General features: G+C 71.1%; 21 protein-coding genes and 1 pseudogene. 16 read left to right on the forward strand and 6 right to left on the reverse strand.

Translation table 11 applies throughout. The annotated features are described in order from the left end of the window. Positions 1 to 19: 19 nt before the first annotated feature. Positions 20 to 1,702, reverse strand: coding sequence for an allophanate hydrolase (atzF, locus tag AC2H6A_RS01020; protein ID WP_484271264.1), 1,683 nt, complete (start codon positions 1,700 to 1,702; stop codon positions 20 to 22). Between the two features lie 293 nt (positions 1,703 to 1,995). Here atzF and AC2H6A_RS01025 point away from each other — a divergent pair, with 293 nt between their 5' ends. The 9 genes and pseudogenes from AC2H6A_RS01025 to AC2H6A_RS01065 all read left to right on the forward strand — a co-directional run. Next, entirely contained in the window at positions 1,996 to 3,111 is a 1,116-nt protein-coding gene (locus AC2H6A_RS01025; protein WP_484271265.1) for a BMP family ABC transporter substrate-binding protein, read from the forward strand. A 34-nt stretch (positions 3,112 to 3,145) separates the two neighbouring features. After that, positions 3,146 to 4,237, forward strand: a complete 1,092-nt coding sequence (locus AC2H6A_RS01030; RefSeq protein ID WP_484271266.1) for an ABC transporter permease — start codon at positions 3,146 to 3,148, stop codon at positions 4,235 to 4,237. Beyond that, positions 4,234 to 5,160, forward strand: a complete 927-nt coding sequence (locus AC2H6A_RS01035) for an ABC transporter permease (RefSeq protein WP_484271267.1) — start codon at positions 4,234 to 4,236, stop codon at positions 5,158 to 5,160. The genes AC2H6A_RS01030 and AC2H6A_RS01035 overlap by 4 nt, the downstream gene beginning before the upstream one ends. A gap of 38 nt (positions 5,161 to 5,198) precedes the next feature. Then, complete coding sequence (locus tag AC2H6A_RS01040; RefSeq protein WP_484271268.1) at positions 5,199 to 6,206, forward strand: formamidase; 1,008 nt, start codon at positions 5,199 to 5,201, stop codon at positions 6,204 to 6,206. Positions 6,207 to 6,235: 29 nt separating this feature from the next. Further along, positions 6,236 to 6,937, forward strand: coding sequence for a biuret amidohydrolase (gene biuH, locus AC2H6A_RS01045; protein WP_484271269.1), 702 nt, complete (start codon positions 6,236 to 6,238; stop codon positions 6,935 to 6,937). Positions 6,938 to 6,948: 11 nt separating this feature from the next. Next, positions 6,949 to 8,586, forward strand: a complete 1,638-nt coding sequence (locus AC2H6A_RS01050; protein ID WP_484271270.1) for an ABC transporter ATP-binding protein — start codon at positions 6,949 to 6,951, stop codon at positions 8,584 to 8,586. A 73-nt stretch (positions 8,587 to 8,659) separates the two neighbouring features. After that, on the forward strand, positions 8,660 to 9,256 hold the full coding sequence (locus AC2H6A_RS01055) for a cysteine hydrolase family protein (RefSeq protein ID WP_484271271.1): 597 nt from the start codon (positions 8,660 to 8,662) through the stop codon (positions 9,254 to 9,256). Positions 9,257 to 9,385: 129 nt separating this feature from the next. Continuing rightward, a complete protein-coding gene (locus tag AC2H6A_RS01060; protein ID WP_484271272.1) occupies positions 9,386 to 10,333 on the forward strand; it encodes a CysB family HTH-type transcriptional regulator in 948 nt (315 codons plus the stop codon). A gap of 147 nt (positions 10,334 to 10,480) precedes the next feature. Next, positions 10,481 to 12,079, forward strand: a pseudogene (locus AC2H6A_RS01065) (rhodanese-like domain-containing protein); the annotation flags it as partial. A gap of 225 nt (positions 12,080 to 12,304) precedes the next feature. Here AC2H6A_RS01065 and rpoH read toward each other — a convergent pair. Both rpoH and ftsY read right to left on the reverse strand, forming a co-directional pair. Beyond that, positions 12,305 to 13,147: an RNA polymerase sigma factor RpoH gene (gene rpoH / locus AC2H6A_RS01070; RefSeq protein WP_484271273.1), complete on the reverse strand. Its 843-nt coding sequence runs from the start codon at positions 13,145 to 13,147 to the stop codon at positions 12,305 to 12,307. Positions 13,148 to 13,388: 241 nt separating this feature from the next. Beyond that, positions 13,389 to 14,498, reverse strand: a complete 1,110-nt coding sequence (gene ftsY / locus AC2H6A_RS01075) for a signal recognition particle-docking protein FtsY (RefSeq protein ID WP_484271274.1) — start codon at positions 14,496 to 14,498, stop codon at positions 13,389 to 13,391. A gap of 54 nt (positions 14,499 to 14,552) precedes the next feature. Between ftsY and rsmD the strand changes: the two genes are divergently transcribed. The 5 genes from rsmD (at position 14,553) to AC2H6A_RS01100 (ending at position 17,565) form a co-directional block, all read left to right on the forward strand. Further along, positions 14,553 to 15,188 (forward strand): 16S rRNA (guanine(966)-N(2))-methyltransferase RsmD, encoded by a 636-nt coding sequence (rsmD, locus tag AC2H6A_RS01080; RefSeq protein ID WP_484271275.1) that lies wholly within the window; start codon positions 14,553 to 14,555, stop codon positions 15,186 to 15,188. Next, on the forward strand, positions 15,185 to 15,685 hold the full coding sequence (gene coaD, locus AC2H6A_RS01085) for a pantetheine-phosphate adenylyltransferase (protein WP_484271276.1): 501 nt from the start codon (positions 15,185 to 15,187) through the stop codon (positions 15,683 to 15,685). Before rsmD ends, coaD begins: the two co-directional genes overlap by 4 nt. Positions 15,686 to 15,691: 6 nt before the next feature. Then, the gene (locus AC2H6A_RS01090; protein ID WP_484271277.1) at positions 15,692 to 15,967 is read left to right on the forward strand and encodes a YfhL family 4Fe-4S dicluster ferredoxin; all 276 of its coding nucleotides are present in this window, start codon (positions 15,692 to 15,694) and stop codon (positions 15,965 to 15,967) included. A gap of 131 nt (positions 15,968 to 16,098) precedes the next feature. Beyond that, on the forward strand, positions 16,099 to 16,563 hold the full coding sequence (locus tag AC2H6A_RS01095; protein WP_484271278.1) for a SixA phosphatase family protein: 465 nt from the start codon (positions 16,099 to 16,101) through the stop codon (positions 16,561 to 16,563). Between the two features lie 54 nt (positions 16,564 to 16,617). Beyond that, entirely contained in the window at positions 16,618 to 17,565 is a 948-nt protein-coding gene (locus AC2H6A_RS01100; RefSeq protein WP_484271279.1) for an aldo/keto reductase, read from the forward strand. 21 nt (positions 17,566 to 17,586) lie between these two features. Here AC2H6A_RS01100 and leuA read toward each other — a convergent pair whose 3' ends face one another. Then, positions 17,587 to 19,314, reverse strand: a complete 1,728-nt coding sequence (leuA, locus tag AC2H6A_RS01105) for a 2-isopropylmalate synthase (protein WP_484271280.1) — start codon at positions 19,312 to 19,314, stop codon at positions 17,587 to 17,589. Positions 19,315 to 19,626: 312 nt separating this feature from the next. Here leuA and AC2H6A_RS01110 point away from each other — a divergent pair, with 312 nt between their 5' ends. Further along, positions 19,627 to 20,367 (forward strand): GNAT family N-acetyltransferase, encoded by a 741-nt coding sequence (locus tag AC2H6A_RS01110; RefSeq protein ID WP_484271281.1) that lies wholly within the window; start codon positions 19,627 to 19,629, stop codon positions 20,365 to 20,367. Here the strand turns inward: AC2H6A_RS01110 and plsB are convergent. Further along, on the reverse strand, positions 20,343 to 22,976 hold the full coding sequence (gene plsB / locus AC2H6A_RS01115) for a glycerol-3-phosphate 1-O-acyltransferase PlsB (RefSeq protein WP_484271282.1): 2,634 nt from the start codon (positions 22,974 to 22,976) through the stop codon (positions 20,343 to 20,345). The genes AC2H6A_RS01110 and plsB overlap by 25 nt on opposite strands. Positions 22,977 to 22,980: 4 nt before the next feature. After that, positions 22,981 to 24,480, reverse strand: coding sequence for a Ppx/GppA phosphatase family protein (locus AC2H6A_RS01120; protein WP_484271283.1), 1,500 nt, complete (start codon positions 24,478 to 24,480; stop codon positions 22,981 to 22,983). Positions 24,481 to 24,584: 104 nt separating this feature from the next. Here AC2H6A_RS01120 and ppk1 point away from each other — a divergent pair. Then, positions 24,585 to 26,431 (forward strand): polyphosphate kinase 1 (ppk1, locus tag AC2H6A_RS01125; RefSeq protein WP_484271284.1); only part of this gene is annotated, 1,847 nt, incomplete at its 3' end.

Raw genomic sequence — 26,431 nt, forward strand, 5'->3', positions numbered from 1 at the left:
CAAGGGAAGAGAGACCGGGTCAGGCTGCCCGGTGGGCTGCCTGGCTGGACAGGTAGGCGCGCCAGCCGCCGAAACCGGTGATGTCGGGCTGCCCGACGGTGTCGAGCGCCTCGCACAGGAATCCCTGCACGCTGCCACCGTCTTCCAGGCGCAGCGTGCCGATGCCCAGGGGCGCGCCGATCAGCGCCACGAACGAGCCGTAGTGCGCCAACGGCATCTCCCAGACCTCGATCGCGATCGACGCACCTTCGCCGGGCGGCACCCGCAGCAGACCGGGCTTGGGCGGCACCGTGCCCTGCAGGGCAAAGAGCCGATAGAGCGGCGCGGTGCGGCCCACACTCAGCAGCCGGGCGCCGCGCTCGCGCAGCTGGCTGTTCAGCGGCATGCCGCTCAGGTGGGCGCCGACCACGGCCAGGCGCACCGTGCTGCCCGTGGGCCGCGTGATGTCGCGCGGCGGCGGCAGCGGGCGGCCGGTGGCCCCGGCGGTGAGGCCGGTGTCGTGATGAAAGCGCTGGCCGATATCGGCCAGACGCAGGTCGCTGCCGGCCGGGCCGATGAAGCTGATGCCGAAGGGAAGGCCGTCCTCGCGCAGGCAGGCCGGCACCGCCAGCGCTGCGTAGTCGAGCAGATTCACGAAGTTGGTGTAGTGGCCGAGCCGACGGTTCAGCCCCACCGGATCGCCGCGCATGTCGGCCACGCTCACCGGGCCGGGCGTGGTCGGCAGCACCAGCACATCCACGCTGGCCAGGATCTCGTCGCAGCACTGGCGCAGCAGGCCGAGCATGTCGCTGGCCTGGCACCAGTCGGCGGCGCTGTAGCGGCGGCCGGAGCCGATGATCGCGCGCACCGTCGGGTCGAAGGCTTCGGGGTTGCTCTCGGCCTGGGCATCGTAGAACTCACGGATGCCGGCGTAGCGCTCGGCCACGAAGGCATCCTCGTAGAGCATCGCGGCGGCTTCGGCAAAGGGCTGGTAGTCGATGCGCACCGGTTCTCCGCCGAGCCGGCGCAGCCGCGCGCAGGCCTGCTCGAAGGCGCGCCTGGAGAGCGGATCGCCGAAGAACTCGAGCTGGTCCTCGTGCGGCACGCCGAAGCGGAAGCGTTCGGGAAAGAACGCGGGGTCCAGCGGACGGGCCCGGGAGTACGGGTCTTCCGGGTCGTGGCCGGCGGCCACGCGCAGCACATCGACGGCATCGGCCACGGTGGTGGTGAAGATCGACACGCAATCGATCGAACGGCAGGCCGGCACCACGCCGCGATTGCTGATCAGGCCGCGGCTGGGTTTGAGGCCCACCAGGTTGTTCAGCGCCGCCGGCACGCGACCCGAGCCCGCGGTGTCGGTGCCCAGGGCGAAGTCGGCCTCGCCGCGGGCCACCGCCACCGCCGAGCCCGAGCTCGAGCCACCGGGCACGAGGGCCGGGTCGAAGGCGTTGGGCGGTGTGCCGTAGGGAGAGCGGCTGCCGTTGAGTCCGCAGGCGAACTGATCGAGGTTGGTCTTGCCCACCAGGCTCGCGCCGGCAGCCATCAGGCGCTCGACCACCGTCGCGGAGCGCGCAGCCACGCGGCCGTAGGCCGGGCAGGCTGCGGTCGTCGCCTCACCGGCCACATCGATGTTGTCCTTGACTGCGAATCGCCGGCCGGCCAGCGGGCCGGTGTCGGCCCCCGGTCTGGGGTGGGGGAATCGGGTGATCCAGGTCGGATCCATCGGCAGCTTCCTGAGCGCGTGTTCTTGGATACAAGAGACCTTGCAATCCCTGTGCCAGCCGGATGGACGTGCTTCCGGTCCGGTTTCGCCCGCAAATCGGGCGTCTGCACCAGAGACGGGCTTCAGGGCGGCCGTTGCGCACCGGGATCGTGCGGATTTCGGGGGTGCCGCGGTGCGGTCGGGGTCTGGCGCGAGCGCCTGCCGGCTGGCAAGGAACTTGCAACCGACCTTGTACACAAGCCGGGTGGTCCGGCTGACCGTCTCTTCCCCCTCATCGATACAGGAGCTTCAGCATGGATGCATCCCGTCGTCTCATCGTCACCTCCGCCGGTGCTGCCGGCCTCGTCTCGGCGGCCGGCCTGCCGCTGTCGGCCTTCGCCCAGGCCAAGCCGATCACCGTCGGCGTGATCTATGTCGGCCCGCGCGACGACTTCGGCTACAACCAGGCTCAGGCCCAGGCCGCGGCCATGATCAAGAAGATGCCCGGCGTGAAGGTGGTCGAGGAGGAGAAGGTTCCCGAGACGGTCGCGGTGCAGAAGTCGATGGAGGCCATGATCAATCAGGACAAGGCTTCGCTGATCTTTGCCACCTCCTTCGGCTACTTCGACCCGCACATGCTCAAGATGGCCGAGAAGTACCCCAACGTGCGCTTCGCGCATTGCGGCGGCCTGTGGACCGAGGGCAAGCATCCCAAGAACACCGGCTCGTTCTTCGGCTACATCGATGGTGCCCAGTACGTGGCGGGCGTGGTCGCCGGTCACATGAGCAAGAAGAAGAAGCTCGGCTTCATCGCCGCCAAGCCGATCCCGCAGGTGCTGCGCAACATCAACGCCTTCACCATGGGCGCGCGCTCGGTCGATCCCTCGATCACCACCCAGGTGATCTTCACCGGTGACTGGTCGCTGCCGGTCAAGGAGGCCGAGGCCACCAACAGCCTGGTCGACCAGGGCGTGGATGTGGTCACCTGCCACGTGGACGGTCCGAAGGTGGTCATCGAGACCGCCGAGAAGCGCGGCATCATGAGCTGCGGCTATCACGCCAGCCAGGCCAAGCTCGCACCCAAGGGCTATCTCACCGGCGCCGAGTGGGACTGGACCACGCCGTACAAGCTGCTGATCGCGGCCGCCGCCGAAGGCAAGCCCATGCCCAATTTCGTGCGCGGTGGCATGAAGGAAGGCTTCGTGAAGATGTCGCCCTACGGCGCCTCGGTGTCGGCCAAGGCCAAGGAGGCGGGTGACAAGGCGCGCACCGCGCTCACCTCGGGCGACTTCGCGATCTTCAAGGGCCCGCTGAAGGACAACAAGGGCAACACCGTGATCGCGGCCGGGACCTCGCTCGAGATGACCAATGTCGAACTCGAGAAGATGAATTACCTGGTCGAGGGCGTGATCGGCGCGATCCCCGGCTGATCGGCGCAGCGGTTTCCGGCACGGCAGCGCGGTCATGGCGTCTTCTCGCGGCCTGCAGTCCACCCTGATCGCGCTCGCGGGCGTGATCGGGGGGCTGATCCTCTTCGCGCTGTTCGTGCTGGCCATCGGCCGCAATCCCCTCGAGGTGGTCGTGACCATCTTCGAGGGCGCTTTCGCCAGTTCGTTTGCCTGGCAGAACACCTTGCTGCGCTCTGCGCCGCTCATCCTCACCGGCCTGGCCGTGGCGATCCCGGCCCAGGTGGGTCTGGTGATGATCGGTGGCGAGGGGGCGCTTGCCCTGGGCGGTCTGGCCGCTGCCGCGGGCGGTCTGGCGGCTTCCCAGGCCGGGGCCGGGCCCATGGCCACCGTCATCGTCGCCTGCGGGGCGGGCATGGTCGCGGGTGCGGTGTCCAACGCAGCGGCCGGTGCGCTGCGCGCCTGGCGGGGCATGAACGAGACCATCGCCAGCCTGCTGATCTCCTACATCGCCATCGCCCTCTTCAATCATCTGGTCGACGGGCCCATGCGCGACCCGGCCAGCCTGAACAAGCCTTCCACCCATCCCCTGCCCGAGGCCGTCATGCTCGGCAACATGCCGGGCACCGACCTGCACTGGGGGCTGGCCATCGGCGTGGTGGCCGCGGTGCTCGCGCAGATGCTGGTCTCGCGCACCACTGCGGGCTTTGCCATGCGCGTGGCCGGCGGCAACCTGCGCGCCGCCCGTCTGGTCGGGCTGCCGGTGTCGGCGCTGCTGGTCGCGGCCTGCGCGCTCGGGGGCATGTGCGCGGGCCTGGCCGGTGCCATCGAGGTGCTGGCGGTGCACGGCTCGGCCAATGCCTCGCTGCTCGGCGGCTTCGGCTACACCGGCATCCTGGTGGCCTTCATCGCGCGCCAGCAACCCCTGGCGACGGTGCCGGTGGCGGTGCTGCTCGGCGGCATCGCCGCGGCGGGCAGCCTGCTGCAGCGTCGCCTCGACCTGCCCGACGCCACCACCCAGGTGCTGCAGGGCCTGCTGTTCGTGTCGATCCTCGCCTGCGAGGCGATGCACGGCCGCATCAACTGGCGGCTGCGTCCGATCGCCCTGCGCGGTCCGCAGGCTGCGCCCGCCCCGGAGGTGCCGCGATGAGCGGTGACGAAAGCGCCTGGCTGACCGTCCTGGCGGCCATCCTTGGCGGGGCCTTGCGGGTGTCCACGCCCTTCCTGTTCGTGAGCCTCGGCGAGGCGCTCACCGAGCGCGCCGGCCGCATCAACCTCGGCCTGGAAGGCACGATGGTGTTCGGCGCGATGAGCGGCTATGCCATCGCCTACCACAGCGGCTCGGCCTGGCTGGGGGTGCTCGCCGCCGGCCTGTTCGGCGTGGTCTTCGGCCTGGTGCACGGGCTGCTGTGCAGCCTGCCGCGGGTCAACGATGTGGCCCTGGGCATCGCGCTGATGACCCTCGGGCTGGGCCTGGCCTTCTTCTTCGGCAAGGACTATGTGCAGCCCACCGCGCCGCGCCTGCCGGCGATCGCGCTCGGCGGCTGGAGCGACTCGCCGGCCCTGCAGTCGGCGTTGCAGGTCAATGCGCTGCTGGTGGTGGGCATCGTGTGTGCGCTGCTCATGGCCTGGGCGTTGCGCAGCACGCGCTGGGGTCTGGTCATCCGCACCGTGGGCGACAGCGCCAACGCCGCGCGCGCCCTCGGTTTCCCGGTCAACGCCGTGCGCGCCTGGAGCACGGCGGCCGGAGGTTTCATGGCGGGCGTGGGCGGTTCCTTTCTTTCGCTCTACTACCCGGGCAGCTGGAACGAGGCGCTCTCCAGCGGCCAGGGCGTGATGGCGGTGGCGCTGGTGATCTTCGCCCGCTGGAGCCCCGTGGGTTGCGTGTGGGCGGCGCTGCTCTTCGGTGGCGCCGGTGCGATCGGGCCGGCCCTGCAGGCGATCGGCATCGTGCAGGGCTACCACCTCTGGAACGCCGCGCCCTATGTGCTCACGCTGGTGGTGATGGTGGCCACCTCCTCGGCGCGCCGCTCGCTCGCCGGTGCTCCCGGCGAACTCAGCCTCACCCGCTGATCCCTTTCCCTTCCCCTGGCATTTCCTGGAGATCGCTCATGTCCGGACTCGGCGGCCTGAACAAGTCACCCAACGGGGTGGTGGTCGGCCTGGTGCAGTCGCAACTGCCGGTGGTCGACACCCCGGCGCAACTCGCCGCGCAGGCCGCGCGCATCGTCGAGATGGTCGGCAAGGCCCGGCGCAACTCGCCCTCGATGGACCTGGTGGTGTTCCCCGAGTACTCGCTGCACGGGCTGTCGATGAACACCGATCCGGCGCTGATGTGCCGGCTCGACGGGCCCGAGGTGGCCGCCTTCAAGGCCGCCTGCATCGAGCACCGCATCTGGGGCTGCTTCTCGATCATGGAGCTCAACCCCAACGGCAACCCGTACAACAGCGGCCTGATCATCGACGACACCGGCCGCATCGCGCTCTACTACCGCAAGCTGCATCCCTGGGTGCCGGTCGAGCCCTGGGAGCCGGGCAACCTCGGCATCCCGGTGATCGACGGTCCGCGCGGCGTGAAGCTCGCGCTGATCATCTGCCACGACGGGATGTTCCCCGAGATGGCCCGCGAGTGCGCCTACAAGGGCGCCGAACTCATGATTCGCACCGCCGGCTACACCGCGCCCATCCGGCATTCCTGGCGCGTCACCAACCAGGCCAATGCCTTCCAGAACCTGATGGTCACCGCCAGCGTGTGCATGTGCGGCAGCGACGGCACCTTCGACTCGATGGGCGAGGGCATGTTCGTGAACTTCGACGGTGAGCCGCTGGTCATGGGCAGCCACCGGCCCGACGAGATCATCACCTGCGAGGTCCGGCCCGACCTGGTGCGCGAGGCCCGCCGCCACTGGGGCGTCGAGAACAACATCTACCAGCTCTGGCATCGCGGCTATGTGGCGGTGCGCGGCGGCGCGCAGGACTGCCCCTACACCTTCATGCAGGACATGGTGAACGGCCGCTACCGGCTGCCCTGGGAGGACGAGGTCGAGCATGTCGACGGGCGCTCCTGCGGTTTCGCGCCGCCGCAGCGCGATCACGATCCCGGCAACCGGCTGCCCTGAACACGGCCCTTTTTTTCCTGGACTCCGTCATGAGCACCTCCGCCTCCGTAGCGCTGCCCTGCGTCGCCGCCGACCCCTACCCCTGGCCCTTCGATGCCGACCTGCGCCCGGCCAACACCGCCCTGGTGGTGATCGACATGCAGACCGACTTCTGCGGTGTGGGCGGCTATGTCGACAAGATGGGCTATGACCTGAGCCTCACCCGCGCGCCGATCGAGCCGATCCGCCGCGTGATGGCCCGCATGCGTGCGCTCGGCTTCACGATCATCCACACCCGCGAAGGCCATCGGCCCGATCTGTCGGACCTGCCTGCCAACAAGCGCTGGCGCTCGCAGCGCATCGGCGCGGGCATCGGTGATGCCGGCCCCTGCGGGCGCATCCTGGTGCGGGGCGAGCCGGGCTGGGAGATCATCCCCGAGCTCGCGCCGGTGGCCGGCGAGGTGATCATCGACAAGCCCGGCAAGGGCTCGTTCTGCGCCACCGACCTGGAACTGGTGCTGCGCACCCGCGGCATCCGCAACCTGATCCTCACCGGCATCACCACCGATGTCTGCGTCCACACCACCATGCGCGAGGCCAATGACCGCGGCTTCGAGTGCCTGATGCTCGAGGACTGCACCGGTGCCACCGATCTCGGCAACCACCTTGCCGCGATCAAGATGATCAAGATGCAGGGTGGCGTGTTCGGCGCGGTGGCCGATTCGGCCGCGGTGCTGGCCGCGCTGGGCTGAGGCCGCCGGCGATGGAAGTCCTGCGGGTCGATGGCGCGGTGGTGGCACCGGCACGCGCGTCCAGCGGCGCGCTGGCGCTGGCCACCTACGATCTGACCAAGCGCTTCGGGGACTTCGTCGCGCTGGACCGGGTCTCGCTCACCGTGCAGCCCGGCACGGTGCATGCCCTGCTCGGCGAGAACGGCGCGGGCAAGAGCACGCTGGTGAAATGCCTGGTGGGCTTTCACCGGCCCGATGGCGGCAGCATCCTCATCGAAGGCCGCGAGACCGAGATCGCCTCGCCTCAGCGCGCGCGCGAGCTCGGCATCGGCATGGTCTACCAGCACTTCACCCTGGTGCCCTCGATGACCGTCGCCGAGAACCTTGCCCTGGCCCGCGGCGGCCTGCCGGCCCGCATCGACTGGCGCCGTCAGCGCGCCGAGCTCGACGACTTCCTGGGCAGCGTGCCTTTCCGGGTCGACCCTGATGCCCGGGTGGCCGACCTGTCCGCGGGCGAGAAGCAGAAGACCGAGCTGCTCAAGCAGCTCTATGCCCGCAACCGTTTTCTCATCCTCGACGAGCCCACCTCGGTGCTCACCCCCGAGGAGGCCGACGAGCTGCTGAGTTCGGTGCGCGATCTCGCGCACGGCGGGCGCATGACCGCGCTGCTCATCACCCACAAGTTCCGCGAGGTCGAGCGTTTCGCCGACGAGGTCACCGTGCTGCGCCGCGGTCAGCTCGCCGGCGCCGGCCGGGTGGCCGAGATGGATGCCGACCGTCTGGCCACGCTGATGGTCGGCCAGTCGCTGGCGGGTGCCACGGCGCGCCGACCCGCCCCGGTTCAGTCGCACGCCGCAGCCCAGGCGGGTGAGCCGCCGACTGCCGCGGGTTCCGCGGCCAGCGCTGCCGTGGGCTCGTCCGCCGCATCCTTGCCGCTCGCGGTGCACGGTCTGGCGGTGAACAACGATCTCGGTCTGCCGGCCGTGCGCGGCCTGGACCTGCGGGTGGCCGCCGGCAGCATCGTTGGTGTGGCCGGCGTGTCCGGCAACGGTCAGCGTGAGCTGGTGCAGGCGCTCACCGGTCAGCGCGCGCGCGCCGCCGGCGAGGTGCGGGTCTTCGGCGAGCCGTTCCGGGCGAGCCGGGCCGATTACCTGCGTCACCGGGTGGCGGCGCTGCCCGAGGAGCCGCTGCACAACGCCTGCGTGCCGGGCATGTCGGTGGCCGGCAACCTCGCCCTGCGTGACTTCGATCGCGCGCCCTGGTCGGTGGGCGGCTGGCTGCGGCCGGCGGCGTTTCGCAGCGCCGCTGAGCAGGCGATCGAGGCCTTCCGCATCAAGACCCGCGGCCCCGACGAGCCGATCGAGCGGCTCTCCGGCGGCAACATCCAGCGCGCGGTGCTCTCGCGCGAACTCTCCCGCGATGCCCGGCTGCTGATCGTGATGAACCCGGTGTTCGGCCTCGACTTCCAGGCCTCGGCCGAGATCCACCAGCGGCTGCGCGACGCCCGGGAGTCGGGCTGCGCGGTGCTGCTGGTGAGCGAGGACCTCGACGAGCTGCTCGAGCTCTCCGACCGCGTGCTCGTCATCAATGGCGGGCGCATCGTGCTCGAATCCCTGCAACCCGAAGCCGATCGGGACCGCATCGGCAAGGCCATGGGTGGACATGCCTGATCCGAACGCCTGGCGGGAAGTGTCCGCCCGTCCCTCGCCCTTCCGGTTCCGGCCGGCTCGCACCGCGTTGATGATGATCGACATGCAGCGCGACTTCCTCGAGCCCGGCGGCTTCGGCGAGTCGCTCGGCAACGATGTCTCGCACCTGCGCGCGGCGGTCGCGCCCGCGCGGGCGCTGCTCGACTGGGCGCGCGCGCAGGGCCTGCGCATCGTGCACACCAAGGAGTGCCACCGGCCCGATCTGTCGGACTGCCCGCCGGCCAAGCGCGAGCGCGGACTGCCCAGCCAGCGTATCGGCGACCCGGGACCGATGGGCCGCATTCTCATCGACGGCGAGCCGGGCAGCGATTTCATCCCCGAGCTCTCGCCGCTGCCCGGCGAGTGCGTGCTGGCCAAGCCGGGCAAGGGCGCCTTCTACGGCACCGAGCTCAGCCGGCTCCTGACCGACTGGGGCGTTGAGCGGCTGATCTTCGCCGGTGTGACCACCGAGGTCTGCGTGCAGTCCACCATGCGCGAGGCCAACGACCGCGGCTATGACAGCCTGCTGGTGTCGGACGCCACCGCGAGCTACTTTCCGCATTTCCGCGACAGTGCGATCGAGATGATCGTCGCGCAGGGTGGCATCGTGGGCTGGGCGGCGCCTTTCGCGCTGCTGCAGGCGGCCGGCTGAGCCGAGGGCATCCGCCGCCGGCGCGTGGCCGCTTATGCGCGGCCGCACCATGCATAGTGCCAAACGGTCTTTGGCCAGGCACGCGGCGCGCCGCACAATCCGCGGCTTCCTCATCCTGCGGCTCCCATCGTGAATTTCCAGCAGTTGCGATCCGTGCGCGAGACCGTGCGTCGCGGCTTCAACCTGACCCAGGTCGCGCAGGTGCTGCACACCTCCCAGCCCGGCGTCAGCCGCCAGATCCGCGAGCTCGAGGATGAGCTCGGCATGGCGCTCTTCCACCGGGCCGGCAAGCGCCTCACCGGGCTTACCGGCCCGGGCGAGGCGGTGCTGCCGATCATCGAGTCGCTGCTGCAGCAGGCCGAGAATCTGCGCCGGGCTGGCGAGGATTTCGCCGCGCAGGGCCGGGGCACGCTGACCATCGCCGCCACCCACTCGCAAGCGCGCTACGCGCTGCCCCAGGCGGTGCGTGACTTCAGCGCCGCGCATCCCGAGGTGGCGCTGCACATCCACCAGGGCTCGCCGCGCCAGATCGCGCAGTGGCTGATCGACGGTGATGCCGACATCGGCATCGCCACCGAGGCTCTCGCCGAGTTCCCCGAGCTTGCCGCGCTGCCCTGCTATCGCTGGACCCACTCGGTGATCGTGCCGCGCGGCCATCCCCTGGCGCTGGCGCAGGCCCGTGGCGAGGCGCTCACGCTGGCGCGTCTGGCGGACTTTCCGATCGTCACCTATGAAACCGGCTTCACCGGGCGCCGGCACATCGACGATGCCTTCCGCCGTGCCGGCCTGCCCCTGAACATCGTGCTCTCGGCCATGGATGCCGATGTGATCAAGACCTATGTCGAGCTCGGCATGGGGGTGGGCATCATTGCCGCGATCGCGCACGACGAGGCGCGCGACACCGCGCTGTCGGCCATCGATGCCCGGCACCTCTTCGCGGTGAACCTCACCCGGCTCGCGGTGCGCCGCGGCAGCTATCTGCGCGACTATGTCTATGCCTTCATCGCGCAGTTCGCGCCCACGCTGGGGCGGGCGGTGGTCGACGCGGCCATGACCGAGCCGCCCTCGGCGGGCTGATCGTCCGCGGGCGCGTGACCGGTCGCCGCGGCGCCGCCCGACCGGACCGCGCGTTCCGCCCCGGCCGCGGACCCCGCCGGCTTGCCGCACGGCGCTGCCCGGCGTAGCGTGGCCGGCATGACTGCCAACCCTGCCTCTGCGCCCCGGCCCGCGTCGGTGCCGCCCGCGCGCCTCAGCCCCGCCCAGCTCCAGACCTGGCTCACCGATGGCGGCGAGATCGCGCTGCTCGATGTCCGCGAGACCGGCGTCTACGCCCATGGTCACCTGCTGCTGGCGGTCTCGGCCCCGGCCTGGCGGCTGGGCCTGCTGATCGACCGCCTGGTGCCGCGGCGCGACACCCGGGTGGTGCTGGTCGATGGCGATGGGTCGCGGGTCGACGAGGCCGCTGCCACGCTGCGCTCGCTGGGCTGGACGAGCGTGTCGGCGCTCGACGGCGGCACGCAGGCCTGGGTCGCCTGGGGCGGCGAACTGTTCAGCGGCACGAATGTGCCGAGCAAGGCCTTTGGCGAGCTGATCGAGCACCAGCACCACACCCCGTCCATCGATGCCGACGAGCTCGCCCGGCGACTGGCCGACGGCGAGAACCTGGTGGTCGTCGACAGCCGTACCCCCGAGGAGTTCGCGCAGTTCAGCCTGCCCTTCGCGCACAGCCTGCCGGGTGGCGAACTCGTCTACCGCATTGGCGAGCTTGCCCCCGATCCGGCCACCCTGGTGGTGGTCAACTGCGCCGGTCGTACCCGCAGCATCGTCGGCGCCCAGACCCTGATCGATGCCGGCATTCCCAACCCGGTGGTCTCGCTGCGCGACGGCACCATGGCCTGGCTGCTGGCGGGGCGCGAACTCGCCCGTGGGCGGCGCGCGGCGCTGCCCGAGCCGGGTGCCGGGAGCCTCGCGCAGGCCCGCGACCGCGCGCAGGCGATGGCGGGTCGCGCCGGCGTGGGCTGGGTGGATGATGCCGTGCTCGCCCGCTGGCAGCAGGAGGCCGATCGCACCCTCTACCGATTCGATGTGCGCACCCGCGAGGAGTACCAGACCGCTCACCTCGCGGGCTGGCGATGGGCTCCGGGTGGCCAGCTGGTGCAGGCCACCGATGAATTCATCGGCACCCGCGGTGCGCGCATCGTGCTGGCAGACCACGACGGCGTGCGCGCCCTGAGCGCGGCCGCCTGGCTGGCGCAACTCGGCGTCGGCGAGGTCTGGCTGTATCGGCCCGCGGCCGATGCGCCCCGGGTCACCGGGCCCGAGCCCCTGCAGGTGCTGCGGCCTCATCCCGCAGTGCCTTGCGTGTCACCGGCGCAGGCCGCGGCCTTGCTGGCCGAGGGCTCGACGCTGGCCTTCGATGTCGATCGGCGCGCGCCCTACGAGCGGCGGCATGTGGCGGGTGCGCGCTTCTGCGTGCCCGATCGCCTGAGCGAGTTCCTTGCCGATGCGCCGCCGCAGGCCACGATCCTGATCGCGTCGGCCGACGGTGTCCTGGCCGGGTTGGTGGCAGCCGAGCTGGTGGCCCGCACCGGGCGCGATGCGCGGGCGATTGCCGGTGGCACCCAGGCCTGGGTGGCCGCCGGCCTGCCCGTTGGCAGCGGCGACCGGGGAGTGCTCAGCGGCGACGATGATCACTGGTTCAGCCCCTACGCCCACCGCGATCTCGCCCGGCGCGACGCCGCCTTCCGCGCGTACCTCGACTGGGAGCTTGGTCTGGTGGCCCAGCTCGAACGCGATCGCACCCACGCCTTTCGGCTCGGCTGAACCGCGGGGTCCGGGCCTCGCCAAAAAAATACGGCCGTCGATGGCATGCGCCAAGGACGGCCAAAGGGGGGAAGCCGTGATGCCGATGTCAGGCAATCCAGCCGGGGCAGCCACCCCGACCGGGTGCCCGCCGACCCGGGGCCGGGGCGCGCAACGCGCCGCCGGGAGTCCCGAGCCCGCAGGCTTGCGTGTCGGTCGGGCAGGGTTGCCCGACCTTTCAATGCCTCAGACCGCTTCGGCGAGTGCGGCTTTCATTTTCTGCATGGCCTTGACCTCGATCTGGCGGATGCGCTCGGCCGACACGCCGAACTCGTCGGCCAGGTCGTGCAGCGTGAGCGAGCCGCCCTCGCTCTCGTCGCGCAGCCAGCGGGCCTCGATGATCCGGCGGCTGCGCGGATCGAGGGTGGCGAGCGCCTGCGACAGACCCTCGCCGTGCAGGCGGTCGCGCTCGCGGCGCTCGAGCACCTCGCTGGGCTCCGCCTGCGGCGCGGCCAGGTAGGCGATCGGGGCGAAACTGTCCTCGTCGCTCTCGCCGGTCGGCTCCAGGGCCATGTCCTGCCCGGTGAGGCGGGTTTCCATCTCAGCCACATCGGCCGGCTTGACATTGAGCCGGGCCGCGATCGCGTCGATCTCGCCGGCCGACAGGGTGTGCGCATCGGTGCGCTGCGAGCGCAGGTTGAAGAACAGCTTGCGCTGGGCCTTGGTGGTGGCCACCTTGACCAGGCGCCAGTTCTTCAGGATGTATTCATGGATCTCGGCCTTGATCCAGTGCAGGGCGAAGGACACCAGTCGCACGCCGCGCTCCGGGTCGAAGCGCTTGACCGCTTTCATCAGGCCGATGTTGCCTTCCTGGATCAGGTCGGCGTGGGGCAGGCCGTAGCCGAGGTACTGCCGGGACACCGAGACCACCAGCCGCAGGTGCGACATCACCAGCTCGCGGGCGGCGGTCAGGTCGGCATGGTCGCGCAGGCGCCGGCCGAGTTCGGTCTCGCGCTCGGGCGAGAGCATGGGCAGGCGATTGACCGCCGAGATGTAGGCATCCAGATTCCCGACGGGCGGCAAGGCCATCGCAACGCCTTGGGCGCCGGCGGGGACGAGAGCGGTCGGAGTCAGGGTGGCCATGAGGTTCCTTTCGTGGGCGTGCCTTTTGTTGCAGCACACAAAAATATTAGCACTCATGGGTAGAGAGTGCCAATGCTTCCTGACAATCGGAGGCTGGGCGTGCGCGAGCGTTGCGCCGGCTCAATCCGGCGGCCTGCCCGGCCCCGGTTCGGGATGCGGCCCGGAGGGCGACCCAGCAGCTTGAAGCTCAGTCGAGCAGCGCGCTGGCGAACTCGGCGGCCGAGAAGGCCTGCAGGTCATCCAGGCCTTCGCCCACGCCGATGAAGTACACCGGGATCGGGCGCTCGCGCCGGGTGTGGGCCAGGGCCGCGAGCGCGCCGCCCTTGGCGGTGCCGTCGAGCTTGGTGACCACCAGGCCGGTGAGGCCCACTGCCTCGTCGAAGGCCTTCACCTGGGCCAGCATGTTCTGCCCGGTGTTGCCGTCGAGCACCAGCAGGCTCTCATGCGGGGCGCCCTCCATGGCCTTGCCGAGCACGCGATGGATCTTGCGCAGCTCGTCCATGAGGTGGGTCTGGGTGGGCAGCCGGCCGGCGGTGTCGATCATGACCACCCCGGTCTGGCGGGCCCGGCCTGCGCTCACCGAGTCGAAGGCCACCGCCGCGGGGTCGCCGCCCTGCTGCGAGACCACCTGCACGCCGTTGCGCTCGCCCCACTGCGTGAGCTGTTCGCGCGCCGCGGCCCGGAAGGTGTCGCCGGCGGCCAGCAGGATGGTCTTGCCCTCGCCCTGCAGGTGGTGGGCGAGCTTGCCGATGGAGGTGGTCTTCCCGGCGCCGTTGACGCCGGTGATCATCATCACCAGCGGCGCGGCGCGGTCGATGTCCATGGGACGCTCCAGCGGCAGGAGCATCTCGGTGAGCAGGACGCGCAGAGCTTCGCGCACCTGGGCGCCGTCGGTGAGGCGCTGGTCTTTGACCCGCCGGCGCAGGCCCTCGAGCAGGACGCGCGTGGTCTCGACGCCGGCGTCGCTGACCAGCAGCGCCGTCTCGAGCTCCTCGAAGAGCGATTCGTCGATGCGGGCCGCGCCGAACAGGCCGGCGAGGTTGCCGCTGGTGCGCGACAGGCCTTGCCGCAGCTTGGCCAGCCAGCCAGTGCGGGCCGGCGCGGGCTCGGCAGCCGCGGCTGGCGCCGCCACGAGGGCAGAGGCAGGGGCCTGGGCGGGCGCCAGTGCCTGAGCCGGCGCCGCGACCGAAGGCAGGATCGGCGAGGCCGGGCCCGCGGCTGGCGCGGCGGGGCTGTCGACCGGAGGGGGCGCAGGCTGGGCGGCCGGCGGGGGCTTGCGTCTTAGGAATCCGAACATGATTTCCGCGACAATTCTACCCCTGCCGTCCGCTCACCCTTGCCCGATTCCGCGATGCCCGCCAAGCCCCCCCGTACCCCGCCGCCTGGCGCCCCGCGCGCCGCGCCGCAGCGCGTGCGCCTGATCGGCGGCCGCTGGCGGCGCAGCCTGCTGCCGGTGATCGACGCCCCTGGCCTGCGGCCCACGCCCGACCGGGTGCGCGAGACCCTGTTCAACTGGCTCGGCCAGGACCTCACCGGTCTGGTCTGCGCCGATCTCTTCGCCGGCACCGGCGCCCTCGGGCTCGAGGCGGCTTCGCGGGGCGCGGCGTTGGTGCATCTGGCCGAGACCGCGCCGGCCGCGCGCCGCGCCCTGCAGGCGGCGATCGACCGGCTCGGCGCCGCCGAGCAGGTGCGCCTGCACGCCGGTGATGCGCTCGGCCTGCTGCAGCGTCTGCGCGCCGCCGGTGTGCTCCTCGACCTGGTCTTCGTCGATCCGCCCTTCCGCCAGGACCTGCTGGCCGGCGTCCTGCCGGTGCTGGCGCCGCTGCTGAATCCGGCGGCGGCCTGGGTCTATGTCGAGTCCGAGGCCGCGCTCGACGAGGCGCAGGTGCGCGACTGGCTCGGTCCGGATGCCCGCATCGCGCGGCGGGCCGCGGCCGGGCAGGTGCATTACCATCTGCTCGCCATCCAGCCCCAGGAGAATCCATGACCCCCGTCGTCGCCGTCTATGCCGGTACCTTCGACCCGATCACCCGCGGGCACGAGGAACTGGTGCGCCGCGCCGCCAGCCTGTTCCACGAGGTGGTGCTCGCGGTGGCCGACAGCCGCGGCAAGAGTCCGCTCTTCGAGCCGGCCGAGCGCGAGGCGATCGCCCGCGAGGCGCTGGCCATCTATCCGAATGTGCGGGTGGTGCGCTTCTCGGGCCTGCTGGTCAACCTGCTGCGCGCCCAGGGCGCGCGGGTGGTGGTGCGCGGCCTGCGCGGGGTGACCGACTTCGACTACGAGTTCCAGCTCGCCGGCATGAACAGCCGCCTCATGCCCGAGATCGAGACGGTCTTCATGACCCCCACCGACGAATACCGGCATGTGTCGGCCACGCTGGTGCGCGAGATCGCCACCCTGGGTGGCGACGTCGCCCAGTTTGTCTCGCCGGTGGTGTTCCGCCACCTGCAGGCCAAGATCGCCGAGCGGGCCCGCCAGGCCTGAACCGTCATGGCGCTGATGATCACCGACGAGTGCATCAACTGCGATGTCTGCGAGCCGGAGTGCCCGAACGATGCCATCTCGATGGGCCCCGAGATCTACCAGATAGACCCGGCGCTGTGCACCGAGTGCGTCGGTCACCATGACGAGCCGCAGTGCCGTCAGGTCTGCCCGGTGGACTGCATCCCGCTCAACCCGCAGTGGCCGGAATCGCACGAGGCGCTGATGGCCAAGTATCAGCGGCTTCAGCAGGCGCCAGCGGCTGCGCCGCCGCGAGCCGACTGACGCGCCAGGACTGACGCGCCCGGACCCCGCGCGCTCCGACCCGCCCCCATCCGCCCCGGTTCCCTCTTCCGCCATCGACATCTCGCTGCCATGTGCGGCGATCATGCTCGGGCGCGTTTCCCGGAGACCCGATGAACCTGATTCTGTGGCGCCATGCCGAGGCGCAGGATGCCGAGCCCGATCTCGCCCGTGAACTCACCGCGCGCGGCCGGCGGCAGGCGCAGGCCATGGCGCAGTGGCTGCGGCCGCGCCTGCCCGAGCGCTGCCTGATCCTGGCGAGCCCTGCGCAGCGCACCCGCCAGACCGCCGACGCGCTGGGCATCGACTACCGCATCGACCGTCATCTCGCCCCGGATGTCGATGTCGCGCACTACCTCGCGGCCGCGAACTGGCCGCAGGGCACCGAGGGCTGCGGCGGCACCGTGGTGCTGGTGGGCCACCAGCCCATGATCGGGCGCCTGGCCAGCCTGCTGATGGCCGGTCAGGAGATGGACTGGAGCGTGCGCAAGGGCGCGGTCTGGTGGCTGAGCACCCGCGAGCGCGAGGGCCGCGAGCAGGTCGTGCTACGCTCGGTGACCAACCCCGAGCAGCTCTGAACGGTCCCCCGCGCGGCCGCGCCGGCCTGCGGGATTCTCCCGCGAGGTCAATCCATGCAAACCCGTGAACTCGGTCGCAGCGGCCTGAAGGCGGTTCCGCTTGCCTTCGGCGGCAATGTCTTTGGCTGGACGGCCGATGCCGCCCGCTCCTTCCAGCTGCTCGATGCCTTCGTCGATGCTGGCTGCAACCTGATCGACACCGCCGATGTCTATTCGCGCTGGGTGCCTGGCCATCGCGGCGGCGAGTCCGAGAGCCTGATCGGCCAGTGGCTGGCGCGCAGCGGCCGGCGCAACCAGGTGCTGATCGCGACCAAGGCCGGCATGGACATGGGAGAGGGCAACAAGGGCCTGTCGCCGGCCTACCTGCGGCGCGCGGTCGATGCCTCGCTGCAGCGCCTGGGCATCGACTGCATCGATCTCTATCAGGCACATCAGGACGATGCCGACACCCCGCTGGAAGACACGCTGGGCACCTTCGCCGAGCTGATCCGCGCGGGCAAGGTGCGCGCCATCGGCGCCTCCAACTACACTGCGCCGCGTCTGGCGCAGGCCCTGGCGGTGTCGGCCCGGCTGGGGCTGCCGCGCTACGAGACCCTGCAGCCCGGCTACAACCTCGCCGACCGTGCCGGCTTCGAGGCCGAACTGCAACCGCTGTGCGTGAAGGAGGGCCTGTCGGTCATCCCGTACTACTCGCTGGCGGCGGGCTTTCTCAGTGGCAAGTACCGCAAGCCCGAAGACCTCGAGGGCCGTGCCCGCGGGGCGCGCGCCGGCAGCTACCTGAACGAGCGCGGGCTGCGCATCCTGGCCGCGCTCGATGCAGTGGCCGTGCGGCTGGGCACCACCCAGACCGCGGTGGCGATCGCCTGGCTGCGCGACCGGCCGGCCATTGCCGCGCCGATCGCCAGCGCCACCAGCGTCGAGCAGCTTCAGGCGCTGCTGGCGGGGCTGCGGCTGCCGCTCGATGCGGCCGCCGTGGCGGCGCTGGACGCGGCCAGCGCCTGAGCCGGCCAGCGCCTGAGCCGCTCAGCGGCTGTTGACCACCCGCGGGGCGGCCGGCGGCAGCGTGAGGCTGGCCATGCCGAGCGACACCCCGCGGTTGACCGCCGAGACAATCGCCTTGAGCGCCGCGGTGACGATGTTCTCGTCGATGCCCACGCCGTAGGCGCTCTGGTCCCAGCCGAACTTCAGCTGCACATAGGCCACCGCCCGCGAGTCTTCGCCGGCGGTGAGCGAGTGCTCGGAATAGCTCATCACATGGGCGTCGATGCCCAGGGCCTGCTGCAGGCCGCGCATCATCGCGTCCACCGGGCCGTTGCCCGCGCCGGCGACCGCGAGCGGCTGACCGTCGTGCAGCACCGTGGCCTCGACGCGCTCGGCGTTGGTCTGGCCGCGCACATGGGTCTGGGCGTGGTCCTCGTAGCGCAGCGGGCCGTTGCCTTCGAGGTAGGTGCGGTCGAAGGCCTTGCGGATCTCGCTCGAGCTCACCTCCTTGCCGGTGGCGTCGGTGATGCCCTGGATGACCTGGCTGAACTCGATCTGAAGCAGCCGCGGCAGGTTCAGGCCGTGGTCGCGCTCGAGCAGGTAGGCCACGCCGCCTTTGCCCGACTGGCTGTTCACCCGGATGATCGCGTCGTAGGTGCGGCCGAGGTCGGAGGGGTCGATCGGCAGGTAGGGCACATCCCAGAAGCCGCCTTCGGTCTTGCGCTCGGCCAGGCCCTTCTTGATGGCGTCCTGGTGCGAGCCCGAGAACGCGGTGAACACGAGTTCGCCGCCGTAGGGATGACGCGGGTGCACCGGCAGCTGGGTGCAGTGCTCGGACACCCGGATGGTCTCGTTGATGTCCGAGAAGTCGATGCCGGGGTCGACGCCCTGGGTGTAGAGGTTCATGGCCAGCGTCACCAGGCAGACATTGCCGGTGCGCTCGCCGTTGCCGAACAGGCAGCCTTCCACCCGGTCGGCGCCGGCCATCACCGCGAGCTCGGCCGCGGCCACGCCGCAGCCGCGGTCGTTGTGCGGATGCACCGAGAGCACCACCGAATCCCGGTACTTCAGGTTGCGGTGCATCCACTCGATCATGTCGGCGTAGATGTTGGGCGTGCTGTGCTCGACCGTGGCCGGCAGGTTGATGATCATCTTGTGCTGCGGGGTGGGCTTGAGCACATCGCCCACGGCGTCGCAGACCTCCTTGGCGTAATCGAGCTCGGTGCCGGTGAAGCTTTCGGGCGAGTACTCGAAGATCCAGTCGGTGCCGGGGTTGCGGGCCGCGTGCTGCGCCACCCACTGCGCGCCCTGCACCGCGATCTGCTTCACGCCCTCGCGATCGAGGCAGAACACCACCCGGCGCTGCGCGGTGGAGGTGGAGTTGTACAGGTGCACGATGGCGCGCCTGGCGCCCTTGAGCGACTCGAAGGTGCGCTCGATCAGTTCCTCGCGCGCCTGGACCAGCACCTGCGGGGTGACATCATCGGGAATCAGGTTCTCGTCGATGAGCCGGCGCACGAAGTCGAAGTCGGTCTGCGAGGCCGAGGGAAAGCCCACCTCGATCTCCTTGTAGCCGAGCTTCACGAGGTGATTGAACATCGCCAGCTTGCGCTCGCCGTCCATGGGCTCGATCAGTGCCTGGTTGCCGTCACGCAGATCGACGCTGCACCAGATGGGCGCGCGGGTGATGGTGTTGTTGGGCCAGGTGCGATCGGGCAGGTTCACCGGCGCGAAAGGGCGGTACTTGGCACGGGGGTCGGGCATGGTCATGACGGTTTCCTTCGGCGGCACGGGGATGGAATGCGAGGCTGCCCCCCGACCATTCGAAGGCCGAGAGCACAACCGGTGATGGGGGAAAGTGTTGTCTGCGCCTAGGGGCGCAGTAGCGCTAGCAGGACGAGCGCACGCAGGCCGGCGGCAGAAGCGCTGGCGCGAAGCGGGAAGGCGTGGCTCGGAGACATCCCGGCATCATGGGTGAGCCGGGGGGCGCTTGTCAACCGCTGTCATCGCGGCTTCATCGTCGCGTCAATGCGCTGCAACCTTCGCGGTCCATCGTGACGGCACCCTGTCCGGAGCCCGATCATGACCGCGATTGCCGAAGCCGATGTCGCCGCCGAACTGCGGGTGTCTGTCGCCCGCACCGACGAGGAGGTGGCCGCGGCGCTGCGCCTGCGTCACCAGGTTTTCGTGCATGAGCTCGGTGCGCGTGCCACGGCCGAGGCGGGGCTGGAGCGCGATGCCTTCGACGCCCACTGCCTGCACCTGATCGTGCGCGAGGGCTCGCGCGGCGCGGTGGTGGGCACCTACCGGGTGCTGATGCCGCAGGGCGCCCGCGCGATCGGCCGGCTCTACGCCGAGGGCGAGTTCGACCTCGGGCGCCTGGCGCCGATCCGTGACGACCTGGTCGAACTCGGCCGGGCCTGCGTGCGGGCCGACCATCGCGGCGGGCCGGTGCTGATGCTGCTCTGGGGCGCGCTGAGCGCGCTGCTCGCCGACAGCGGCCATCGCTATCTGATCGGCTGTGTCAGCGTGCCGATGGCCGACGGCGGGCGGCTCGCCGCCGACCTCTATCGGCGACTGGCAGACACCCATCTCGCCGGCGAGAGCCTGCGGGTCTGGCCCCGCGAGCGCCTGCCCCTGGAGACGCTGGCCCCGCTGCCGGCGCCGGCTCCGCTGCCGCCGCTGCTCAAGGGCTATCTGCGCGCCGGCGCACGCCTGCTCGGCGAGCCGCATCACGACGCCGACTTCGGGTGCGCCGACCTGCCGGTGCTGCTCAATGTCGACGCGCTGAGCGCGCGTTACCGTCGCCGGTTCGGGGCCTGAGCCGCAGCCAGCAGCGCAGCGGGAGGGCGGCGGCCGGCCTGCGCGATCGCCTCGGCGGTGCGCGGCGGCAGCGCCCGAAGGGCGAATGCCGCGAGGTCGGCCAGCGAGGGCTGCGCGCTCAGCCTGCCCTCGATCTGCGTCACATGGCCGAGCGATTGCAGCGTGCCGAGCGCCTGGCGCAACGCGGCGCGCTGGGGCAGTCGCGCGGCGCTCGCCGGATCGAGCAGGGCCATGCGCTCGGCGACCATCAGCGCGCAGTCCTCGACCAGCCTGGCCTCGGGCGGGTCCGAGGCCAGGCCCTCGAGCAGGCTCGCGACCAGCGCCCAGCGCAGCAGCAGCGGTGCCACCGGCGCGGCGAGCCAGCGGTGCCTGGAGGGCGGGCCGGACGGCGCATCGCGCCCGAGCGCGTCGAGGCAGGCCTGCAGCCGGGCCGCGGGCGGGCGGCCGTCGTCGCCCAGGAAGAGCTCGGTCCGCAGCAGAGGATGCAGGCCGAGCGCGGCCGCGGGCGGCGCCGCCTCTGCGCTGCCCTCGCCCTGAGCGAGCAGACCGGCGATCAGCCCGGCTTCGGCGAAGGCGTGCAGCACATTGTGGCGGGCGTAGTCCACCGCGTGGCGTCGCTCCTCGATCACCAGGATGAGATCGCCCAGCGGGTGCGACTGACGGCGGATCAGGCCCTGCGACAGCCCGAGCGCGATCACCGCGGCGGGCTCGTCGCCGGTCAGCACCTGGCGCGGGGACATCGGGTTGGCCGTGGCCAGCGCCTTGAGCTGGCCGATGCGCGCGTGCAGCTCGTCCTCGTCGATCGCGGCCTTGTCGGCGCCGGGCAGCGCCATCGCCAGCAGATTGACCGGGCCGATCACCACGGCCTGGTTGATGCGTTCGGTGACCGTCTGCGCGAGGGCCTCGATCAGGGCGCCGCGTGGCGAGGCGCGCCGGGCCTCGCCTTGCGGACCGGCCTGTGGATCGCCTCCGGGTTCGCCTCCGGGTTCGGCAGCCGCACGGGCCTGCGCTTCACGCCACTGCGGCCAGTGCTGCTCGAGCAGGTCGGTGAGCATCACCGGCTCCCCGAGGTTCACATGCACCCGGCCGAAGTCCCGCTTGCGCAGGGCGGCCACCGCACGCAGCGCGCCGGCCAGGGTCTCGCGTGACTTGCGGCCGCCGGCGAGCTCGGCGGCGTGGCTCGCGGACTCGATCACCTGCTCGTAGCCGATGTACACCGGCAGCAGCACCTGCGGCCGAACCGGTTCGCGCAGGAAACTGTCGACGGTCATCGAGAGCAGCCCGGCGCGCGCCGGCAGGGTCAGGCCGGTGCGGCTGCGGCCGCCTTCCACGAAGTACTCGATCGGATAGCCGCGCCGCAGAAGCTCGTGCAGGTACTGCGCGAACACCGCGCCGTACAGCGGATCGTCGCGGAAGCTGCGGCGCATGAAGAACGCGCCGGCGCGTCGCAGCAGGGTGCCGGCCACCGGGATGTCGAGGTTCTCGCCGGCGGCGATGTGCGGAATCTGCAGCCCGCGGTGGTGGATGATCCACGACAGCAGCAGGTAATCGACATGGCTGCGGTGGCAGGGCAGCCAGACCAGCTGCGCCCCCGCGGCGGTGCGCGCAAGCGTCTCGAAGCCATGCACCGACACGCCGCGGTAGATGCGCGTCCACAGCGCGGTGAGTGCGACATCCCAGACGCGGATGACCGGGTATGCATAGTCCGAGGCGATGCCCACCGCCATGCGCCGCGCCTGCAGCTCGGCCTGGGCGGGGGTGATGCCGGCGCGACCCGCCTGGGCGGCGATCTGCGCGCGCACCGGCGAGCTGTCGATCAGGGCGCCGATCAGCGTCTGGCGGTGCGACAGGTTGGGGCCGATGGCGAGTTCGCGCTCGAGGCGGAACTGCGCGCGCAGCGCGCGGGCCACGCGGCGCTGGTCGCTGGCGGGGTCGGCTGCATGGGCCGGGGCGGGCGCATGGGCCGGGGCGGGCGCCTGAGTCGCGGCGGTCGCGTCAGCGCGGGTCTGGATGAGCAGGTCGGCCAGCGCGATCGGCGGGCTGAACCGGATCAGGGTCTGGCGGCCGTGGATCAGCACCCGCAGCAACTGGGTGAACAGGCCCGGCGCCGACCAGGCATCGGCCACCATCACCTTGAGCAGCGACTCCTGCTGGCGCGGTGCGCGGCCGAAGAACACGCTCACCGGCACCACCTGCAGCGGCGGCGCGTCGGCCTCGCGCGCGGCCGCGGCCAGGCGTGCCAGCCGGGGCGGATACCGGTAGGGCGTGCTACCCAGCGGCGAGGGCTGGCCGCGTCGGCTGAGAAAGAAGTAGCCGTGACGCTCGCGCAGCCCGGCGCCCTCGATCGGCTGCAGCGGGCCGGGGAGCCCGAGCCGGCGGGTGGCCTCCTCCAGGACCAGCAGCGCGGTGATCTGGCGCACCGGCAGCACGTAGCAGAGTATCGGCGCGGGATCTGGCGGGGCATCGACCGCGGCGGCCGTGCCCGCCTCGCCCGCCGCGGTCGACATCCGGCGTGCGGCGGCCTCGCGCACGGCCTCCTGGCCGCTCGCCTCGAACCGCACCAGCGTCATCAGGGCCCGCCGGGCGAGGTCGACCAGGCGGCTGCGCATGCGGCTACAGGGTCTGGTAGAGCACTTCGGAGAACGGGCCGACCTCGTTCCAGGTGGCGGCCTCGGCCCGCAGGCTCTCGTCGCTCAGGGGATGGCGCTGCGCCCAGGCCGCCGGCAGCTCGATGCGTACCCGGCCGGCGCGCGCGAACAGCGCCGGCAGCGGCACCTCTTCGCCATCCCGGCGACGGTGAAGGATGATCGACACCCGCAGGCAGAGCAGCATCAGCCAGTCATGCTCGTCAGTGATCGCCCCGCGCATCTTGCGCAGCCCGCCGCCCTGGCCGAGGGCCAGGACGGCCATGCGTGCCTGCTCGTTCTGGCTGAAGCCGGGCATGTCGGCATGGCTCAGGATGTAGCCCGAGTGCCGGTGATGGTCCTCGTGGGAGATCGACATGCCGATCTCGGCGAGCCGGGCGGTCCAGCCGAGCAGGTCACGATTGGCGACGCGCTGTTCCTCGGGGCCGCGGTCGGCCTGGCCGAGCATGGCGCGGGCGGTCTGGGCCACCCTCGCGCCATGCTCCGGGTCGAGACCGTAACGCGCGCTCATGCGGGCCACGGTGAGCTCGCGCATGTCGCCCTCGGTCTCGCGCCCGAGCAGGTCGTAGAGCAGACCCTGACGCAGCGCGCCCGGGCAGTAGCGCATGGCCGGGAGCTCGAGCTCCTCGAACACCGCGATCATGGCCGCCAGCCCGCCGGCCAGCACCGGGCGGCGATCGGCCCGCAGGCCTTCGAGCTTGAGCCGCTCGGCGTTGCCTGCGGCGAGCAGGGCGTCGGCGATGTCGCGCAGGCCCTGGCGGGTGAGCTCGGTGCGGCCCCACTGCGCTGCCGCGATCTGGCTCAGCGACTTGGCGGTGCCTGACGTGCCCACGGCGTAGTCCCAGCCCTCGCGCCGGTAGGCGAGCCCGATGGGGGCCAGCGCGGCGCGTGCGCGCAGCACCGCCTTCTCGAAGGACGACCGGCTGAGGTTGCCGTCGGGGAAATGCTTGCGACTGAGCGACACGCAGCCCACGCTCACCGACTCGAGCAGGCGGGTCTCGTAGTCTTGTCCGATGATGCACTCCGTGGAGCCGCCGCCGATGTCGACCACCAGCCGATTGCGGCCGTCGGCAGGCAGGGCGTGCGCCGCGCCGCAGTAGATCAGCCGCGCTTCTTCATGGCCGGCGATGATGTCGATCGGAAAGCCGAGCGCGGCCTCGGCGGTGGCCCGGAAGTGGCTGGCGTTGCGCGCCACCCGCAGGGTGTTGGTGGCCACCGCCCGCACCGCGTCGGGGCTGAAGGAGCGCAGCCGCTCGCCGAAGCGGGCCAGCGCCTCGAGGGCGCGCTGCTGCGCCGGAGCGTCGATCATGCCTTCGGGAGTGAGGCCCGCCGCCAGCCGCACCGGCGCCTTCAGCGCATCGAGCGGCTGCACCTGGACCCCGCTGCCCGATTGTTCGACGCGCCCGATCAGCAGGCGGAAGCTGTTCGATCCGAGGTCGACGGCGGCAAGCAGGTGGCGTTCAGGCATCCCGGGCAGGAGCGGGCAAGGCACAATGGACAGAGGAGGCCGGGAGAATGGCAAATAAAGCCCGTGTCATCAAATCGTCATCCCGTGCCCAGAGACTGGGCTCCATGGAAGCCTCCGATCAGGGCAGCGATCTGCCGGCGCAGGGTGAGCCGCGTCTGCTCAACCGCGAGCTCGGCATGCTCGCCTTCAACGAGCGCGTGCTGGCCCAGGCGGAATCCGCGCAGGTGCCCCTGCTGGAGCGGCTGCGCTACCTGACCATCGTCTCGAGCAACCTCGACGAGTTCTTCGAGGTGCGGGTGGCCGAACTGCGTGAGATCGCGGCTTCGCGCCATGCCGATGCGGTGACGGCCCGCGAGAGCCTGCGCACCATCGCGGCCCGGGCCCGGCTGCTGGTCGAGCGACAGTATGGCCTGCTCAACGATGCGCTGATGCCGGCGCTTGCCACCGAAGGCATCGTCTTCCAGATGATCGCCTCCTGGACGCCGGCGGTGCGCCAGTGGGCCGAGCAGGTCTTCCTGGACGAGATCGAGCCTTTGCTCACGCCGATTGCGCTCGACCCGGCGCATCCGTTTCCGCGCATTCTCAACAAGAGCCTGAATTTCATGGTCGAGCTCGAGGGCCAGGATGCCTTCGGTCGACGCGCCGGGCTGGCGGTGGTCCAGGCGCCGCGGGCTTTGCCGCGCGTTCTGCGCGTGCCCTCGGCGGTGTGCGGCGTGCCGCATGGCGTGATGCTGCTCACCTCGGTGGTCCAGGGCTTCGTCGAGCGGCTCTTCCCGGGCCTGGTGGTGCGCGCGGTGCACCAGTTCCGGGTCACCCGCAACAGCGAGCTGTTCGTCGACGACGAGGAGATCACCGACCTGCGCAGCGCGTTGCAGGGCGAGCTGCGCCAGCGGCACTATGGCGATGCGGTGCGGCTGGAGGTGTCGGCGGCCTGCCCTGACACGGTGCTGCGCCGGCTGCTCGACGAGTTCGGGCTGGAAGAGTCCGACTGCTATCGGGTGGCCGGGCCGGTCAACCTGCACCGCCTGGGCCAGGTGATCGACCTCGTGGAGCGGCCCGATCTCAAGTTCCCGGTCTTCGAGGCCCGGGTGCCGCCGGCGCTCGCCGAGCGCGACCTGTTCGCGGCCATCCGCCGGCGCGACATCCTCCTGCACCATCCCTACGAGTCCTTCAACCCGGTGATGGGCTTCCTCAGCTCGGCGGCCACCGACCCGAAGGTGGTGGCGATCAAGCAGACCATCTACCGCACCGGCACCGACTCGGCGCTGATGGAGTCGCTGATCGAGGCGGCCCGCATCGGCAAGGAGGTCACGGTGGTGCTCGAGCTGATGGCCCGTTTCGACGAGGAGGCCAACATCAACTGGGCGGCTCGCCTCGAGCAGGTCGGCGCGCATGTGGTCTATGGCGTGGTCGGCCACAAGACCCACGCCAAGATGGCGATGATCGTGCGCCGCGAAGACGGACGGCTGCGCCGCTACGTGCATCTGGGCACCGGCAACTACCACCCGCGCACCGCCCGCCTGTACGAGGACTTCGGCCTGCTCACCGCCGACGAGAAGATCTGCGCCGATGTGCACGAGCTGTTCCGCCGGCTCACCGGCCTGGGCCGCGCCGGCGAGCTCAATGCGCTGGTGCAGTCACCGTTCACGCTGCACGCGATGGTGCTCGCCTCCATTCGCCGCGAGGCCCGCCATGCCCGCGCCGGGCGCCGCGGCTACATCGCCGCCAAGGTCAATGCGCTGCTCGAGCCCGCGGTGATCGCGGCCCTCTACAAGGCCAGCCAGGCCGGCGTGAAGATCGATCTGATCGTGCGCGGGGTCTGCGCGCTGCGCCCGGGGGTGCCCGGGCTGTCGGAGAACATCCGCGTGCGCTCCATCGTCGGCCGCTTCCTGGAGCACAGCCGCGTGTACCACTTCTGGAACGATGGCGAGCACGATGTCTGGCTGGCCTC

The sequence above is a fragment of the Quisquiliibacterium sp. genome (genome assembly GCF_982640115.1).